The organism is Microcystis panniformis FACHB-1757, assembly GCF_001264245.1.
GTDB lineage: Bacteria > Cyanobacteriota > Cyanobacteriia > Cyanobacteriales > Microcystaceae > Microcystis > Microcystis panniformis.
Genome location: NZ_CP011339.1, coordinates 357,103 through 373,789, shown reverse-complemented (window position 1 = coordinate 373,789; position 16,687 = coordinate 357,103). Strand labels below are relative to the sequence as shown.

Annotated in this window: 12 protein-coding genes and 4 pseudogenes; 7 read left to right on the top strand and 9 right to left on the bottom strand. The window is 43.6% G+C overall.

What is annotated here, in order from left to right:
- The first annotated feature begins 159 nt into the window (after positions 1-159).
- The gene (locus tag VL20_RS01905) at positions 160-450 is read left to right on the top strand and encodes a DUF433 domain-containing protein (protein WP_052275430.1); all 291 of its coding nucleotides are present in this window, start codon (positions 160-162) and stop codon (positions 448-450) included.
- On the top strand, positions 450-614 hold the full coding sequence (locus VL20_RS30945) for a hypothetical protein (RefSeq protein ID WP_002788348.1): 165 nt from the start codon (positions 450-452) through the stop codon (positions 612-614). Before VL20_RS01905 ends, VL20_RS30945 begins: the two co-directional genes overlap by 1 nt.
- A 218-nt stretch (positions 615-832) precedes the next feature.
- Here VL20_RS30945 and VL20_RS26930 read toward each other — a convergent pair.
- Positions 833-1,848, bottom strand: a pseudogene (locus VL20_RS26930) (IS30 family transposase).
- A gap of 69 nt (positions 1,849-1,917) precedes the next feature.
- Here VL20_RS26930 and VL20_RS26925 point away from each other — a divergent pair.
- A pseudogene (locus VL20_RS26925) lies at positions 1,918-2,181 on the top strand (zinc ribbon domain-containing protein); the annotation flags it as partial.
- Between the two features lie 90 nt (positions 2,182-2,271).
- Entirely contained in the window at positions 2,272-4,125 is a 1,854-nt protein-coding gene (locus VL20_RS01890) for a hypothetical protein (RefSeq protein WP_128575123.1), read from the top strand.
- A gap of 104 nt (positions 4,126-4,229) precedes the next feature.
- On the opposite strand, the gene VL20_RS01885 is transcribed toward VL20_RS01890, so the two are convergent.
- From VL20_RS01885 to VL20_RS01870, 4 genes and pseudogenes are all read right to left on the bottom strand, one after another.
- Positions 4,230-4,571: a DUF760 domain-containing protein gene (locus VL20_RS01885; protein WP_002796237.1), complete on the bottom strand. Its 342-nt coding sequence runs from the start codon at positions 4,569-4,571 to the stop codon at positions 4,230-4,232.
- Between the two features lie 320 nt (positions 4,572-4,891).
- Positions 4,892-6,054 (bottom strand): annotated as a pseudogene (locus tag VL20_RS01880) (GuaB3 family IMP dehydrogenase-related protein).
- 82 nt (positions 6,055-6,136) lie between these two features.
- A complete protein-coding gene (locus VL20_RS01875) occupies positions 6,137-6,373 on the bottom strand; it encodes a hypothetical protein (protein WP_016514875.1) in 237 nt (78 codons plus the stop codon).
- 90 nt (positions 6,374-6,463) lie between these two features.
- The gene (locus tag VL20_RS01870) at positions 6,464-7,153 is read right to left on the bottom strand and encodes a lecithin retinol acyltransferase family protein (protein ID WP_052275428.1); all 690 of its coding nucleotides are present in this window, start codon (positions 7,151-7,153) and stop codon (positions 6,464-6,466) included.
- Positions 7,154-7,233: 80 nt separating this feature from the next.
- Here VL20_RS01870 and VL20_RS01865 point away from each other — a divergent pair, with 80 nt between their 5' ends.
- Entirely contained in the window at positions 7,234-7,467 is a 234-nt protein-coding gene (locus tag VL20_RS01865) for a hypothetical protein (RefSeq protein ID WP_002771307.1), read from the top strand.
- 22 nt (positions 7,468-7,489) lie between these two features.
- Positions 7,490-7,984: a phosphoribosyltransferase gene (locus tag VL20_RS01860; protein WP_039899628.1), complete on the top strand. Its 495-nt coding sequence runs from the start codon at positions 7,490-7,492 to the stop codon at positions 7,982-7,984.
- Positions 7,985-8,284: 300 nt separating this feature from the next.
- Here VL20_RS01860 and cydB read toward each other — a convergent pair whose 3' ends face one another.
- Complete coding sequence (cydB, locus tag VL20_RS01855) at positions 8,285-9,298, bottom strand: cytochrome d ubiquinol oxidase subunit II (protein ID WP_052275427.1); 1,014 nt, start codon at positions 9,296-9,298, stop codon at positions 8,285-8,287.
- A gap of 8 nt (positions 9,299-9,306) precedes the next feature.
- Complete coding sequence (locus VL20_RS01850) at positions 9,307-10,734, bottom strand: cytochrome ubiquinol oxidase subunit I (RefSeq protein WP_052275426.1); 1,428 nt, start codon at positions 10,732-10,734, stop codon at positions 9,307-9,309.
- A gap of 232 nt (positions 10,735-10,966) precedes the next feature.
- On the opposite strand from VL20_RS01850, the gene mnmG reads away from it, so the two are divergent.
- Positions 10,967-12,874, top strand: coding sequence for a tRNA uridine-5-carboxymethylaminomethyl(34) synthesis enzyme MnmG (gene mnmG, locus VL20_RS01845; protein WP_052275425.1), 1,908 nt, complete (start codon positions 10,967-10,969; stop codon positions 12,872-12,874).
- 382 nt (positions 12,875-13,256) lie between these two features.
- Here mnmG and VL20_RS01840 read toward each other — a convergent pair.
- Positions 13,257-16,297: pseudogene (locus tag VL20_RS01840) on the bottom strand (CHAT domain-containing protein).
- Between the two features lie 170 nt (positions 16,298-16,467).
- Positions 16,468-16,683, bottom strand: a complete 216-nt coding sequence (locus VL20_RS01835) for a type II toxin-antitoxin system death-on-curing family toxin (RefSeq protein ID WP_284525977.1) — start codon at positions 16,681-16,683, stop codon at positions 16,468-16,470.
- Between the last annotated feature and the right edge of the window lie 4 nt (positions 16,684-16,687).

Here is a 16,687-nt window from a genome sequence, read left to right as displayed (position 1 = left end):
CTAACTTTGATGGGAAAGTCCATAAATTACCTATTTTTGGCATCTCAATCAGTTAGCGTCTAAATCATTAGATAAAAGGGCATCCTCGAAAGGGGGGCTTTTTTCTTGTTCGGATGTATCGATCGAGCTACAATAAAAGGGACTTCTCTAGGCGAAAATATGGCTACAGGCATTGATATTAGCGAATTTATTGTGGCTAGTCCGGATATTTGTAATTCCCGTCCCCGGATCGCGGGAACTAGAATCACGATTCAAAGTTTAGTCATGGATCATAAAACGGGAATGAGTGCCGAAGCGATCGCTAAGGAGTATCCTCAGTTAAATCTGGCTCAAATTTATAGCGCTCTAGCGTATTATCACGCGAATAAAGAACAGATAGAGGCCGATATCGATGCTTACCGAGCCGATTGTGAAGACTGGGAATCCCGATATCGAGCCGGTGAATTGTAATGAGTCAAATCCGTCTCTACCTTGATGAAGATGCGGGTCAACGCTCGGTCCTGGAAGCTTTGCGGAATCTGAAGATTGATGTAAGGCTCTTCCGTAATTGTTATGCTAAATTAGTAATTGATTTAAGGCAACAGGCAACAGGCAATAGGGGAAAAAGATATTAAATCGATTATTTCTTTACTCCTGGAAGAAACCCGAATGATTCCTTCTCTTCTTAAAAAACTAAATTCTTAAAATATTTTGCCTATTGCCTTTTGCCTATTTTCAACTGTCAATTTTACATGACAAGTTCAGTAGAACCTTAATTATAAGCACTTACTTATAATTTATCTGGGAAAAAAGTTTAGTAATCTCACTGCAATTATAACAGGATTGGGCCGATTCAAGTCTGAATTGCATCACTATCTGATCTACCTTTATAGAATACCTCATTCGGGGTACGATAGTCAAGACATTTTCGAGGACGATTGTTAATTAAGTTTACGACTCTTTCCACCTCCTCTGGCTTAACAATTTTTAAATTCGTTCCCTTGGGGAAAAATTGTCTTAACAGTCCATTGGTATGCTCGTTTAATCCCCTCTCCCACGAATGATAAGGAGTAGCAAAATAAAAATCTGCTCCTAGTTTCTGACTCAACTCTTGATATCCACAAAATTCTTTGCCGTTGTCACAAGTAAAGGTTTTTCTTTTGTCAGGGTGAATCTCTTGGAAAAGTTTTTCTGTGACTCTATTGATTTCCGATGCGGTTTTGTTTTTGGCTAATCCTGCTCCTAAAAATTTCGAGGCTTTGTACACATGAGTAACGAGAACTCCTAGATGATTGCCCCCAATCATTGTGTCACTTTCCCAATGACCGATTTCGGTTTTCTGGTCAGCAATTGCTGGTCGCTCGCTGATATCTACACGCCCTGGAATCCCTCCACGCTTACTTTTTGCTCCATTTCGACTCTTTCTTTTTCCTCGTCTGGCCGCGTAGGTATTCTTGATACTTTCCACAGTCAAGGGTAGTTTTGATAGATCATTTGATAGATGGTTTCATGACTGAGCGATTCTTAACTGGCTCTTTTCAGACGACCTGCTATTTGTTCGGGACTATGATAATTTTTCAATCCTTCTTTCACCAACTCTAAGGCTGACTCTCTGACATTTTTAAAGGGTTGTTTGGCATTTTTGGTGCGCGTCTCGCTTTCAGCTTGTGCTGTGTCAGGTAGATAGCAGCCGAGAGAACTTTGATTCCTTCTTAATTCTCGTGATATCGTGCTTTGATGACATCCGAGCCAGACGGCCATTTGCCGTTGAGATAAATTTCCCTCCTGACTAAGTTGGTAGAGCAAGTTTCTTTGTTCTATGTTAAGATGTTGGGGCTTCGTTTTTGGGTCTGATTTGTTTTTGTTAATGATCAGACAGTACCTGATGAGCCTTTCTTTGTCAACTCTTGAGGTTGATGCGTTTCATTTTTGAATTGGCGATATTATCTTAAGGTTGATAAAAACGGAACTTCGCAAGAGTGTCCTAATTGTGGCGCGTTCACTGGTAAAAAGTCGTTATCGGAAAGAGTTCACCGATGCGATTCTTGTGGTCACATCGAACCGAGAGATACGGCATCGGCGAAGGTAATCGAGAACCGAGGAAAAAACGCGGTCGGACTGACCCTGTTAGAAAACGCTTGCGGAGGCGATCTAACGGGGATCGTTCAGTTAAACCTGTTTGATCTAGTCAAGAGCAGATGAACCAAGAATCCCCCGCTACACCGTGCGAGCGGTTAGCGGGGGAGAGTCAAAAAGTAGGTTTATTGAAGAAGTGGAGGGAATCATCATCCTATGGCGATAATGACAAAATCATTTAGACAAAGACTGGCAGAGATTTTCGGGTTTGACCTGCGATCGCTGGCTTTATTTCGCATTGCCTTGGCGTTAGTGGTTTTAGTGGATTTATCAGTTCGTTTTAGCCAAGTAACTGCCCATTACAGCGAATTAGGGGTTTTACCCCTAGGAAGCTTATCGAAAGTTTCTGCTAGTCCTTTTTACTGGTCGATTTTTGCTCTCAGTGACTCGGTACTGGTGCAGAGTATCCTGTTTATTGTCGCTATAGCGATCGCATTATTGCTTTTAATTGGCTATCATACCCGTTTAGCCACGATCGCCACTTGGGCGCTAATCGTCTCTTTACATCATCGCAACCCCCTGTTACTATTTGCCGCCGATGACGTAATCCGGGCAGTATTATTCTGGGCGATGTTTTTACCCCTCGGTGCCTGTTATTCCGTGGAAAGTGCCTTAAACACCAATCCCAACCCCCTACCCAAGCGCGTAGTTTCGGCTGCCACGGTGGCTTTTATGATACAGGTGTGTTATATCTATATGTGGTCAGTGGTTTTTAAACTCAAAAGTGAGACTTGGTGGCCCGACGGTACAGCCGTTTATTACTCTCTTAGTTACGATCAATACGCTACCGCTTTCGGGAGTTTTTTACTGACTTTACCGCAGCAATTCCTCAAATTCCTGACAATTTCAGCCCTAGGCTTTGAATGGTTCGGTCCGCTATTGATGTTTGTTCCCTTTCGCAATAGTTTATTTAAAATAATCGCCGTAGTTTCCTTTATTTTCTTGCATACGGTTTTTGCACTGATTCTACATTTAGGGGTTTTCCCTTTCTTGAGTGTTACCCATTGGTTGCCCATCATACCTAGTCTTGTCTGGGATTGGGGACAAAAACGGATAATAAACCCAGAAAGGGAAGGTTTAAGGATTAATTATGATCGAGATTGTGGATTTTGCAAGAAAGTTGTTCATCTTCTCCGCACGTTTCTCATTTTACCCGGCACTCCCCTGTTAGTCGCGCAGGATAACCCCTCAATATACGAGGATATGGTGGCCCAAAATTCTTGGGTGGTGGAAGATTGGCAGGGAAAACGTCGGTTTAAATGGTCAGCATTGGTTTATATTGTCAGTCTTTCGCCGATTTTCTGGTTTTTAGCGCCAATTTTGCGTTTACCGCCCCTCATGACCCTGGGAACGAGAATTTATGAGTGGATTGCCTCCCATCGTCGTTTTATGGGCAATTTCACCAAACCTCTCAAGTTTCGTCCCCTGACGATTAAATCCTCTTTACCTTTAAATATTTTGGTAATTTTCTTCTTCTTGTTGACCAGTATCTGGAATTTACGCAGTTTTGTCCGGCAATCGGTCGATAGAGGCGATTTAAATACACCTCTAATTAAGTCTCTTGATCGCTTGCTCACCCGTCGTACTTTTAATACAATTGATATTCTGGCAAGAGTTACCCGTTTAGACCAATATTGGACTATTTTTTCCCCTAGTCCCCCTCGCGATGATGCTTGGTTTGTGGCAGTCAGTCAATTAGCCGATGGTTCCACGGTAGATATATTTAGAGAAGGACAGCCGGTAATTTGGGATAAACCCACGGATAGCGATCGCAATCGTTTGTATAAAACCATGCAGTGGCGGGTATATTTTATTAATCTTAATCGAGCTATCGGTCGGTCAGTTTATGGAGAGTTTGGTCAGTATCTCTGTCAAAACTGGAATCAGCAGCACGGTAGTGATCAACAAATTAAATCCCTGCAACTTTATATCATGCGGGAAAGGACTGTCCCCCCCGGAGAAAAACAGGGAATCGAAAAAGAACTACTCTGGCAGCAAAACTGTCTTTAATCAGTTATCAGTTATCAGTTATCAGTTATTAACCAGATCAAAGTTATCTTGTAACTAAAATCTGATTGCTTCTTTTTCCCTTTCAAACTAACTACCGCTAAACCTTAAACATCGCTAGAACCACTCTGGAGACTAGCGAGGGATTTTTCAAAATTCATTCTCTGTTCAGCATTGCGGAGAAAGTAACCACTCATCATTGCTGAGGCCAATAACCGGCCCAGATGTTCGCGACTGGTACTGATAGTGACCCCGAAATGTTCCGAAGGAAGGTTGCCCAAAAGTCCGATAATGTTGCGTTCCATCACTTGAAAAACCTCTTGGGACTCCGGTTTCGAGAGTTGGGCGATTGTTTCTGGACTTAAGGTCTGGACATACTGCCACAAACTCTCGGAAAATTCACTATCGGTACCGAATAAATTGTGAGGGCGATCGTTTTCTCTATACACCTTTGATCTCCTTAACTCAATTTTTTTAAATTATCCTTTTGGTTCTTCCAATTGGGAGCATTTCACCTTTGTAACTCCTAAATCAGGTTTTATGTCAAGCTATTTTGAAAGCCTTGCTAGAAACCAGTTTTAGGGACAAGTATAATTACTCGCTTGCATAAATGAGATGCTCCCTTCCAATTTAACAGTTTTTTGAGATAGTGGCAGTCGGTAGAACCGAACCCGAAGGTGATGGTAATCCCAAGCAGAAAATCCATCTCTGGCAAAAATCAAAAACTGCTCCGAGAAGCAGATAACCGATCACTGTTCACCGATAACTTTTATTTACCCATACCTAACTGCTGGGCCTTTTGATAGACTTTACCCTCCGTCAGCAGCGAGGGGGCAATCACCACTTCCACCTGTTGCATTTCCTTTAAGTTCTTAGCACCCAAAGTTCCCATACTGGTTTTCAGCGCCCCAAGAGGTTATGAGTACCATCATCTAATTTTGCCGGTCCAACGAGGATTTCGGCAATAGTTCCCGTACTGCCCACACTAATCCGGGTTCCCCGGGGTAGAACTGGACTAGGTGTGGCCATACCCCAGTGAAAACCGCGGCCCGGTGCCTCCAAGGAGCGGGCAATGGGAGAACCAATCATCACCGCATCAGCGCCACAGGCAATACATTTGCAGATATCACCGCCGGTAATAATGCCGCCATCGGCAATAACGGGGACGTATTGACCGGTTTCTTGGAAAAAATCGTCCCTAGCGGCGGCACAATCGGCCACAGCAGTGGCCTGGGGAACTCCCACCCCTAAAACGCCGCGAGAAGTACAGGCAGCCCCCGGACCGATACCGACTAAAACCCCGGCTGCCCCGGTTTTCATCAGGTTAAGGGCGACTTCATAGGTGACGCAATTGCCCAAAACCACGGGAAGGGGCATTTCTTGGCACAGTTGCACTAAATCGAGGGGGGTGATAGCTTCCGGGGATAAATGGGCAGTGGAAACAACCGTTGCTTGGACAAAGAGAATATCGGCTGCTGCTTGGGCAACAATAGCACCATATTTGACGGCACCGGCAGGGGTGAGGCTAACTGCCGCAATACCGCCTTTTTCTTGAATTTCTTGGATACGAAGCTCGATTAGTTGCGGTTTAATCGGTTCTGCGTAGAGTTCCTGCATTAAACCGACGAATTCTGCTTTGCCGACCGCCGCAATGCGATCAAGAATCGGGTTAGGATCCTCGTAACGAGTTTGAATACCTTCGAGGTTTAGTACCCCTAGCGCCCCCAACTCGGAGAGAAGGACGGCCATTTTAGTATCCACCACCCCATCCATAGCGCTGGCGATAATCGGGATTTCCCGCTCGATATTGCCGAGAGACCAACGGGTATCGGCTAAACTAGGATCGAGGGTTCGCACTCCGGGTACAAGTGCGATTTCATCGATACCGTAAGCTCTACGGGCTGTTTTGCCCCGACCAATAATTGTATCCACTTTTCTATACTATTTCAGACCTATTTAGCCTAGACTAGCAAATTTCGCACCATCTCGAAAAGCTTTTCGGTATTATGGCAGACTAGGCATCAGGAAAATAATCGCCACAGTCGATCGCTTGTTCGGTGTTGGCGCTCCTGGGTTGTACACTACATTTGAGGCGATAATCGTTGGTAAAGTAGCGGCAGTGGGAGCAAGGGATGGAGTGCATCCGTCGGGCAACTTGCCAACTATCGCGCACGGCACTGGTTAAAGACCAGCAAACTAAAGCGATAATGGCAGCGGCGATTGAAAAACGTAAAATAATCCAGATTTCCATGGCGAGCGACTAAAATTACCTGATGTGGAGGGGAATCAACCGAGGCAATTGGCAGAGGTTTAGATACTGAACAGTTTACTGACATCCAGACTAACCGTTAGCAATCACCAGACTTTTAAGAACATTTTCGGTCATGGCCGCTATTTGATCCAATTGTTCCTGATGGCGTTTTGCCTGTTTTTTGGCTTCTACCTTGCGTTTCAGGGCTTCCCGGGCTAAATCATCGCGATTTTTGCTTAAAGCTTCGATCGCTACTCGATTCCATGTTTCTGCTTCTTGAAGGGCTTTTTTGTACTGGGGTTGAATTTCATCCCAACTGACCTTAAGATTGCTTAAAGCCCCTGTTAACAGGGTTTGGGCATTGTTGGGGTCGGCTCCGATGAGAGATTTTTTCAGAGGTTCGTAGAGTCCCACCGCTTGTAAATGGGTAATAATCGGGATAAATTCTTCTATCTGTTGACTTTTGCTAATACCGGTTTTACACCAAGTGGCAAAATGTTCGCAGTTGTTAAAAAGAAGATTATATTTCTGCTCCCCCAGACGACTTAGCGCCCTTTCTACCACCACATCGGGGATAAAGGAAAATCCCACCTCTACATAGCGCACCACATAGATTTTACCGCCCCTAGCAAAAGTTTCTAGGGAAGTTCGTTCGACAATCTCGCTCGGTTTTCGGTAATGAATGACGCTACCATCACCGCAATCGATGCCATGATGAGCATAAACACCCTGAAGATTGAGCAATTCCCGATAGGCGTATATTTGATCCCCTTTAGCCATATTTTTTTAGTGATAGAGTAAACAAGGAGATTATCTATTGACCCAGTTTTTCTAGTTATTACTCTTATATTTTAGAGATTATGGATGCTTTTAGTCCCTTTCCCCCTGACTGGACAGAGAATGCTGTTCACGCCTACAATTTTTGTTGTCCTTACTGTGGGGCAAAAGCTAAAGAAGCTCAGGCCGTTTGGATCAATCGCCGCGCTCCCGTTTTAGGAGAAGATTCTCGTCGTAAATGGCAGGAATTCTATCATTGTCAATGCGATCGAGTTTGGTGGGCCTGGAGTAGTGATCGACCTGCCGAAAATAAGTAATTCTGAATCGGGAATGGAAAATATGGCCGATGTCTATGTTTCTTGGGATGAATACCATCGTCTGATCGAAAAATTAGCAGTAAAAATCGATCATTCTGGTTGGCAATTTGCTCAGATTGTCTGTTTAGCTAAGGGAGGATTGCGCGTCGGTGACATTCTCTGTCGTCTTTTTCGTCAACCCCTAGCTATTCTCTACGCTGCTTCCTACGGGGGGCAAAATCATCAAATTCGGGGAGAATTAACTATTTCCTCGAATTTAGCCATGATCGAAGCCAAATTAAAGAGTCCCTTGTTATTAGTGGATGATTTAGTCGATTCGGGAATTACTCTCCAAAAAACCTCGATTTTATTGCAGGAAAAATACGGGATTACCAATATCAAAACTGCGGTGATCTGGTACAAAGCGGCATCAAGAATCAAACCTGACTATTATGTGGAATATTACCCCGATAATCCTTGGATTCATCAACCCTTCGAGCGTTACGAATTAATTACACCCAAAGATCTCCTAGAGTAAATACAGTTTAGCATCAGCTTAGAGAGTCTCCCTTTAAAAATACCACAAAAGAAGATTCATGTCTGAAATCTGTCATTTGCATAAATACCGACAATCAGCAATTATTATTGACTCTTAAATCATTACAAATGTATCAACAACTGCCTGTAAGCATCCCACTGAAGAAATAATGCGCGGGGGTTCTACCCCCCAAAAGCTTGGATTGAATGATAAAATCGAAAGTAAAGCCCGATTTTAGCCGAGAGTTTCCCTTTAAAAATACCACCAAAGAAGATTCATGTCTGAAATCGGCAACCTCATCTATTCTCCGTAGGATTCAGCAGTAATTTTACCCCGAAAAACGATGTAATTATAAACTGTATAAGCTAGTAAAATTGGGATTAAAAAAACCACAAAAGTCAGCATAAACACCAAAGAACTAGGGGCGGCCGCCGCTTGATAAATTGTCACGGACGGGGGAATAATATCGGGAAAAATCAACAATCCCAAACCGATAAAAGAGAGCATAAACAGCAATACTGTCCACACCATCGGAGTGTTTTCTTCCTTTAGTTGCAAACTCCGCAGTAATAAACCCAGTAAGACCACAGCTAAAATCGGGATGAGGATAAAGATGTAAATTAGTCGAGGGTCAAATAAACGCTGACGGATATGGTCAGAAAGCAGCGGCGTACTGATAGTGATAAAGATAGCACCGATAAAAGTGGTAATAGCGGCGATTTTTGCCGTTTTATAGTGAACTTCCTGTAAATTCCCCGTAGTTTTCAGAATTAGGTAAGTGGAACCCACTAAAACATAAGCTTGGATTAAAGTTAAAGAAACTAGAATCGATCGCCATGTTAACCAATCAAAGGGACCGCCGGCAAAATGACCCAATTCATCCACTTTAATGCCCTCAAAAACCGCACCGAGGGCGAATCCTTGCCCCAAAGCGGCCAAAAAACTGCCGAGTCCGAAGGCATAATTCCAGAACAACTTGCGACGAGAATGTTCACGAAACTCGAAGGAAACAGCCCGAAATAACAGCCCCACTACCATAATCACTGCTGGCAGGTATAAAGCGTTTAAAATTGTCCCGTAAGCTAGGGGAAACGCCCCAAACAGGGAACCACCCATCAAGACAATCCAAGTTTCGTTAGCATCCCAAACATTGCCCAAACTGGTCATTAAAATACTGCGACGCTTCTCGGAGGAGGAAGTCAGGGAAAGAATTCCTACCCCCAAGTCAAAACCATCGAGGAGGACGTAGAGAAACAGGAATAAACCCAGAATAAAAAACCAAATTTGTGGCAAAAAATACTGTAACGGTTCCATAGTTCCTCCTATTGTTGCGCTTCTAGGGAACGGGGATTCGCTTCCTGTGAGGTCACTGTTTCCTGTTGAGTCCCCGGCAGTGGTAAGTTAAGATTGGGTCCCTGACGGATAATAAGACTACCGAAATAGAGAGCAGAAACCAAGAAAACGACATAAATCGCCGTAATTCCGATTAAAGAGGTTAAAATCTCGCCTGCGGGCAGTTTAGAAGCAGCATCCACCGTCCGGATTTGATTGTAAACCGTCCAGGGTTGACGACCGACACAACGGACAATCCAACCGGTTTCAACCGCAAGATAACCCAGAGGGGCCGCAAAAACCCAAGCGCGTAGTAACCATTTTTGACTGTCGATTTTTTCGTTAGATAATTGACCGCGCAGCCATTGCCCGACAGTTACAGCCATTAAAGACGCGAGAAAAAGACCGATAGCGACCATAATCCGGAAGGAATAATAGATTAGCCCCACCATGTGCGGTCTGTCTTCGTATTTCCACGTTTTTAAGCCCAGAACAGGTTCCGATAACTTGGGTTTTAATTCCAAAAGATAACCCAAAGCATTAGGAATCTTCACTTCCCAGCTATTTGTCTCCGCTTTATCCTTGGGTAAAGCAACCAAACTCCAACCGGCAGTTTCTCCCGCAGGAATGGTTTCCCATTGCGCTTCCATGGCGGCTAATTTAGCCGGTTGATAGTGATACACTTGTTCGGCACTAAGATGACCGACAAAAATTTGCAAGGGGGCGATAACAATCGCTAGAGTAAGAATAATTTTGAGAGAACGACTAAAAAAGCTAATGTGACGTTTATTGAGCAAATACCAAGCACTAATCCCACCAATGACGAAAAGAGAAGTTTCCAGAGTAGCGAAAAACATATGCAGGAAACTATTAACCATGAAGGGATTGAGAATCGCTTGTAGGTAATCCTGAACGATAAATTTACCATCCACGAAGATGCCACCGGCGGGGGTTTGCAGCCAAGAATTAGCGGTTAAAATCCAGAAAGTGGAAAGATTAGCCCCGAAAGCGACGAGAATTGTCGCTAGGAAGTGAATTAAAGGGGGAACTCGTCCCCAACCAAACAACATAATTCCTAGAAAACTAGCCTCTAGCATAAAGGCCATGGTTCCCTCGAAACCGAGGATAGTTCCGAAAAAGTCCCCCACTGCTTCCGAAAAAGGCGCCCAATTCATGCCAAACTGAAAAGCCATCGGTAAACCAGAAGCAACTCCAATGCCGAAATTGAGAATGTAGAGTTTTGACCAGAAGCGAGCGTGATGATAGTAGTCAGGATTGCGAGTTTTTAGCCATAATCCTTCGACAATGACTAGATAAATGCCCATACCAGTGGTTAACACCGGCCAAAGCATATGGAAAATAGCGGTGATGGCGAATTGTATCCGCGACAAAGCAACGGGATTGGCAAGTAAATCCATGATTATAATCTTTAAACGATCGTGAAGATATCATAAGCACCTATAATACTTAGCCAGTAATGCCCTGAAAAGGCAAGGTTAAATAGGAATTATATAGATTGTTTTTAGATTTATGCGATCGCTTTGGTGTTAGTCAATGACTTAGTTAGTACACTTGTATTGTATTGGGAGGAAAACTCAGAAAAATTGCTAGAATATTAGCCTGATTAATTAATTTTCCCCTCGATCGAGTATGACTTTCTCCTCAGCCGCAGACTTTCAAGATGAATTTGATGTCATCGTCGTCGGGGCGGGCCATTCCGGCTGTGAAGCGGCCCTAGCTTGCGCCCGTCTCGGTTGTCGTACCCTTCTCCTCACCCTTAATCTCGATAAAATCGCTTGGCAACCTTGTAACCCCGCCGTCGGTGGTCCGGCTAAATCCCAATTAACCCACGAAGTGGACGCTTTAGGCGGCGAAATTGGCAAAATGGCCGACCGCACCTATCTGCAAAAACGGGTTCTTAATGCCTCTCGCGGGCCGGCAGTCTGGGCCCTACGCGCCCAAACCGATAAACGGGAATACGCGGCGGTGATGAAAAGTATCGTCGAAACCCAGGCAAATCTGGTTATTCGGGAAGCCATGGCCACAGACCTGATTTTAGGGGCAAATGAGCAAGTTTTAGGAGTAGAAACCTATTTCGGCACTTGTTTCGCCGCTAAAGCCGTCATTTTAACCACTGGCACTTTTTTAGGCGGCAAAATCTGGATCGGCGGCAAATCCATGGCAGCTGGACGGGCGGGCGAATTTGCGGCGGTGGGTTTAACAGAAACCCTAAATCGTCTCGGATTCGAGACCGGTCGCCTAAAAACTGGCACTCCTGCCCGTGTGGATAAGCGTTCGGTGGATTACTCGCGCATGGAACCGCAACCGCCCGATGACGAGGTGCGTTGGTTTAGTTTTGATCCGGAGGTGTGGATCGAACGAGAACAAATGAACTGTCATCTCACCCGCACCACGGCGGCAACTCATCAATTAATCAGAGATAATTTACATTTATCCCCCATTTATGGCGGTTTTATTGACTCCAAAGGACCGCGTTATTGTCCTAGTATTGAGGATAAAATCGTCCGTTTTGCCGATAAAGAAAGTCATCAAATTTTTATTGAACCGGAAGGGCGCGATATTCCCGAACTTTATATCCAAGGCTTTTCAACGGGACTGCCGGAAAATGTTCAATTAGCAATGCTGCGGACTTTACCCGGTTTAGAAAACTGTGTGATGTTGCGGGCTGCCTATGCAGTGGAATACGATTATTTACCAGCAACTCAGTGTTATCCAACCCTGATGACGAAGAAGATTGAGGGGTTATTTTGTGCGGGACAAATTAACGGCACAACCGGTTATGAAGAAGCGGCAGCCCAGGGACTGGTGGCGGGGATTAATGCGGCAAGATTTGCTTTAGGAAAAGAGTTAATTGTTTTTCCCCGGGAGGAAAGTTATCTAGGAACTTTGGTCGATGATTTGTGTACTAAGGATCTGCGGGAACCCTATCGAATGTTAACCAGTCGTTCTGAATATCGCTTAGTATTGCGATCGGATAATGCCGATCAAAGATTAACACCTGTAGGGCGAGAAATTGGTTTAATTGATGACCGGCGTTGGCAATTATTCCAGAGCAAACAAGCTAATATTATCGCCGAAAAAGAACGCCTACACGAAACGAGAATTAAAGAACGGGATGAGGTAGCAATTGCCATCGTTAAGGATACGGAACAAAAAATCAAAGGTTCTCTCTCTTTAGCGGATTTACTGCGTCGTCCTAGCTTGCATTATCTCGATCTTGATCGCTATGGTTTAGGTAATCCTGATTTAAATTTAGCCGAAAGAGAAGGGGTAGAAATTGAGATTAAATATTCCGGTTATTTGAAGCGACAACAAAATCAAATTGACCAAATTAGTCGCCACAGTAACCGTCATTTATCCCCCGATATTGACTACATGAAAATCGAAACTTTGTCAATGGAATCCAGGGAAAAATTAACAAAAATTAAACCCGCCACCATCGGTCAAGCCTCGCGAATTGGCGGAGTTAATCCCGCCGATATTAACGCTTTATTAGTGTATTTAGAAATGCGGCAGATGTCGGCAGTTAAAAGTTAGGAAATAATCCTGATTATCAGCGATCGAGAGTTATCATCGGCTGCTTAATTAGGGTTTGCTGAATAAATGTGAAATGTAGGCAAGGTAAGGGTTTTGTGGCTTTACGAGCGAAACAGGTGCAAGATTTTGAGAGAATCATGCTTCAAAACCTTGCGTCTTCATCGGCCCGCCTCCTGTAGGGGCGAAGCATTCGGGCAATAACCTATCGGTGAAACCGTAGATTTTCTATCCGAATGCTTCGCCCGTACTTTTTCAGCAAACCCTAAGTGGGTGGGTGGAATTAAATATAAAATGAACGTAGGTTGGGTTGAAGCATGAAACCCAACGCCCGCATGGGTTACGCTACCGCTAACCCATCCTACAAATAATTGTGCCTACCTACTTAATTAGCAGCCCCAATCAAAATAAAGGGCGACCAAAAATAAGGATGGCTTTTAATTTGACTCAGTTTGGCCTGTCGCATGGCTTCACTTTTAGTCATGCCATTCTTGAGATTTTGATAAAATTGGGTCATAATTTCGGCACTGGTATTATCTTCAGCATCCCAAAGACTGGCAATTACTGATTTAGCACCGGCTCTTTCTAGGACGTAAGCAAGTCCTGATATTTCCTGTCCGTCTGCGTTGGCTTCCTTGGCGGTTTGACAAGCACTCAGGGTAATTAATTCGGTATTTTTTAAGCCTAATAATGCGGCATCAGCGATGTTATATTGCTCTTTATTGGCGAAAAGAATAGTATTAGCTTGCATATCCAAATTAGGACAGCCAGCACGCTTAAAACAGCCATGAGTTCCTAAGTGTAAAATCGAGAAGCGAAAGGCTTGTTTTTTGAATATATCTAGAGTTGCGTTTGTACCGAGATATTTTCACTTCCCGGAAAGATTTTGCTGATAGTTTCTGCTTCTATTTCTGTGCCTTTAAGATCAACTTTTTCTTTTTTCTCCGTGTCAAATAGAAAAGGTTTGGGATTAGCTAGAGCTAAGGCTTTGAGAGTGGAGCGATCTGTTTTCGTTTTTTGAGTAGCAAGAGAAGAGGTCGAGATACGAGTTAAATAATAAATTGGATATTTTTCTAGGAGAACTTGCTCATTTTTCTCATCGTAGAGGGTTTCAAAGGGAATATAGCGCAGTTGTCCAGTGGCGATAATAGCGATATTTTTCGGGGAACTGGTGGCGATTTGTGATTCAATGGGACGGATTAAAATCTCGTAGAGTTTGCCACCGGTATCGTACACATCGCTATTTTTAGCATTGGCTAATTGGGGACGGTATTCGCTGACGAGTTTATTCAATTCCTCGCGTTTTGCATCGCTCTGAATAACGATTAATTTTTCTCTAGTAACGAGAAATAGGGCGACTTTATCGCGGAGGGGAACGGGTTGAATGACGAGGGTATCAGGAGCGATATTTTTCTGGAGTTGGGCGATGTCAGTGGGTTTGGTTTCAAAAAGTTCAGCAATTTCAGGATATTTATCTCCGATAGTTTCCGCATTTTTATACACTTTTTCCTCGAATTGTCGGATCTGTTGTGCCAGTTCTTCAGAGAATTTATCCTGTAGTTGTCGGCGCATTCCTTCGAGTTGTTGATTGTCGGTGTTCCAGTTATCAAGTGCTTTTTGTGCATCGGGATCGGCAACTTTGGCATTAATCAGGCGATTGTAATCGGCGAGATCGGCGGTAGTGGCGAGGTTTAGCCATTCAAAAGCTTTTTCGGGTTGGTTTTGTTGGATTAGGACTTCGGCGAGAGTGATAACGGTTCTTTCGTTAGAGGCTAAAAACGATTTTCGATTTTGACCTGCAATATTTTCCCTCGAAATATCTCCCCGTATCTTGAGGATAATGTTGAGGGACTCTTCCAAATTCTTGATCGCTTCTGCGGGTTGATTTATCTTTTGATAAGCAACTCCTAAATTATTTAAAGAATTAGCTTCCCCTTTTAGATCGCCTATTTTCTTCGCAATGTCTAAAGTCTGTTTAAGGTAATCGATCGCTTTTTCGTACTCTCCGAGGAAGTAGTGAGCAACTCCTAAATTGTTTAAAAAAGACCCTTCCTCTTGCCGAAGGCCTATGTCCCTCGTGATGACTAAAGACTTTTCGTAGAGATCGATCGCTTTTTGATACTCTCCACGCGATTGGTAAGCGTTTCCTAAATTGCCTAAAGATCTGGCTTTACTTCCTTGATCGCCTATTTTCTCAGCGATTTCTAAAGACTGCTGGTGGTAATCGATCGCTTTTTGGTATTGTCCGAGGGATTGGTAAACGTTTCCTAAATTGCCTAAAGAATCGGCTTGCACTTTTAGATCGCCGATTTTCTCAGCGATTTCTAAAGACTGCTGGTGGTAATTGATAGCTTTTTGGTACTGTCCTAGTAAGCGGTAATCAACTCCTAAATTGTTTAAAGCCTTGGCTTCCCCAGAACGATCATCTAACTCCCTCGTGATGGCTAAAGACTGCTGGTGGTAATTGATCGCTGTTTGATACTCTCCACGCGATTGGTAAGCGTTTCCTAAATTGTTTAAAACCTTGGCTTCCCCAGAACGATCATCTAACTCTCTCGTGATGTCTAAAGACTGTTGATGGTACTCGATCGCTGTTTGATACTCTCCACGCGATTGGTAAGCGTTTCCTAAATTGTTTAAAGAATTGGCTTCTCCTTGGCGATTAACTATCTCCCTGTTAATGACTAAAGACTTTTCGTGGAGATCGATCGCTTTTTGATATTGTCCGAGGGAAAGATAAGCACTTCCTAAATTGTCTAAAGAAGCCGCTTCTCCCTGACGATTTTTGATTTCTTGATAAATTTGTAAGGCTTTTTCCCACGATTGCAAGGCTTCTCGAAACTGACTTATTTCATATTGTTGAGCGCCTTGCTGTAAAAGCCTATCCGCTTCTTTTCGCTGTTTTTCTGCTTCCATGATTTTTTCAGCAATTTTTTCTAAATCAGCATCCTTAATTTCTTTTGCGATTATTAAAGTCTGCTGAAAAAATTCTATGCTCTCCTTAAATTCTCCTAACTCATAGTAAGCCCCACCGAGATATAAAAAGGCGAGGGCTTCTACACGACGTTCTTTTGACTCTTGTGCTATTTTAACCGCATTTTCTAAAACAGAAATAGCTTGACGGTATTGACCGTCGTTAACATAGGCATTGCCTAAATTAGCGGTAGATTTAGCTTCTCCTGAAAGGTCTTTAATTTGCCGGTAGGCTATCACCGCCTGTTGACAGGATTGAATCGCCAATTTTACTTGATTATTATCAAGATTCTGGCGACATAATTGCAAAAGTTGATCCGCTTCTGCTTTCCTCCCATCCGTATTTTGCGCTATTACCGCAGGGATGAGAGAGGAGAGTTTCCCGTTAACAACTGGTAGGGTGACGGTAGCCACCAGAGAAAGAGTAAGTAAGGCGTAAAATTTGGGATTCATAGTTATTTCCGCTATCAGTTATTAGTTAATACACCTCATCATGAGTTCCAATGTTAATCAAAACTATCCTATCTGTTTGAGTTTTTTCGTCTCGTTCTAAATAGAAAATGATGCGGAAATCATAACTACAGGAACAGGCTCTCAATTCCTGATATTCTCCCCTGACTCGATTAACATCTCTTGTTGTTCCCTGGGTAAGCGTAGGCTGCTGCCAAAGAAGCCATGTCAGGAGGCGACTCAGAATAAGCCAGAAGATTTTGCGGTCGGGAAAGTGCGCTTTCTAGCAACCCCTCATCTCGAATACCCTCTAATCCACCATGCTCGGCTATTTGGCGGTGATGAATCGCGAGAGCTACCCCATCAGCTATCCAGATTAGCTGGTTCATGAGC

Bases quoted from the DNA above. Each gene is read 5' to 3' on its own strand.
- VL20_RS01905 (WP_052275430.1), top strand. From the start codon at position 160: ATGGCTACAGGCATTGATATTAGCGAATTTATTGTGGCTAGTCCGGAT.
- VL20_RS30945 (WP_002788348.1), top strand. From the start codon at position 450: ATGAGTCAAATCCGTCTCTACCTTGATGAAGATGCGGGTCAACGCTCG.
- VL20_RS01890 (WP_128575123.1), top strand. From the start codon at position 2,272: ATGGCGATAATGACAAAATCATTTAGACAAAGACTGGCAGAGATTTTC.
- VL20_RS01875 (WP_016514875.1), bottom strand. From the start codon at position 6,373: ATGGAAATCTGGATTATTTTACGTTTTTCAATCGCCGCTGCCATTATC.
- VL20_RS01870 (WP_052275428.1), bottom strand. From the start codon at position 7,153: ATGGCTAAAGGGGATCAAATATACGCCTATCGGGAATTGCTCAATCTT.
- VL20_RS01865 (WP_002771307.1), top strand. From the start codon at position 7,234: ATGGATGCTTTTAGTCCCTTTCCCCCTGACTGGACAGAGAATGCTGTT.
- VL20_RS01860 (WP_039899628.1), top strand. From the start codon at position 7,490: ATGGCCGATGTCTATGTTTCTTGGGATGAATACCATCGTCTGATCGAA.
- cydB (WP_052275427.1), bottom strand. From the start codon at position 9,298: ATGGAACCGTTACAGTATTTTTTGCCACAAATTTGGTTTTTTATTCTG.
- VL20_RS01850 (WP_052275426.1), bottom strand. From the start codon at position 10,734: ATGGATTTACTTGCCAATCCCGTTGCTTTGTCGCGGATACAATTCGCC.
- mnmG (WP_052275425.1), top strand. From the start codon at position 10,967: ATGACTTTCTCCTCAGCCGCAGACTTTCAAGATGAATTTGATGTCATC.
- VL20_RS01835 (WP_284525977.1), bottom strand. From the start codon at position 16,683: ATGAACCAGCTAATCTGGATAGCTGATGGGGTAGCTCTCGCGATTCAT.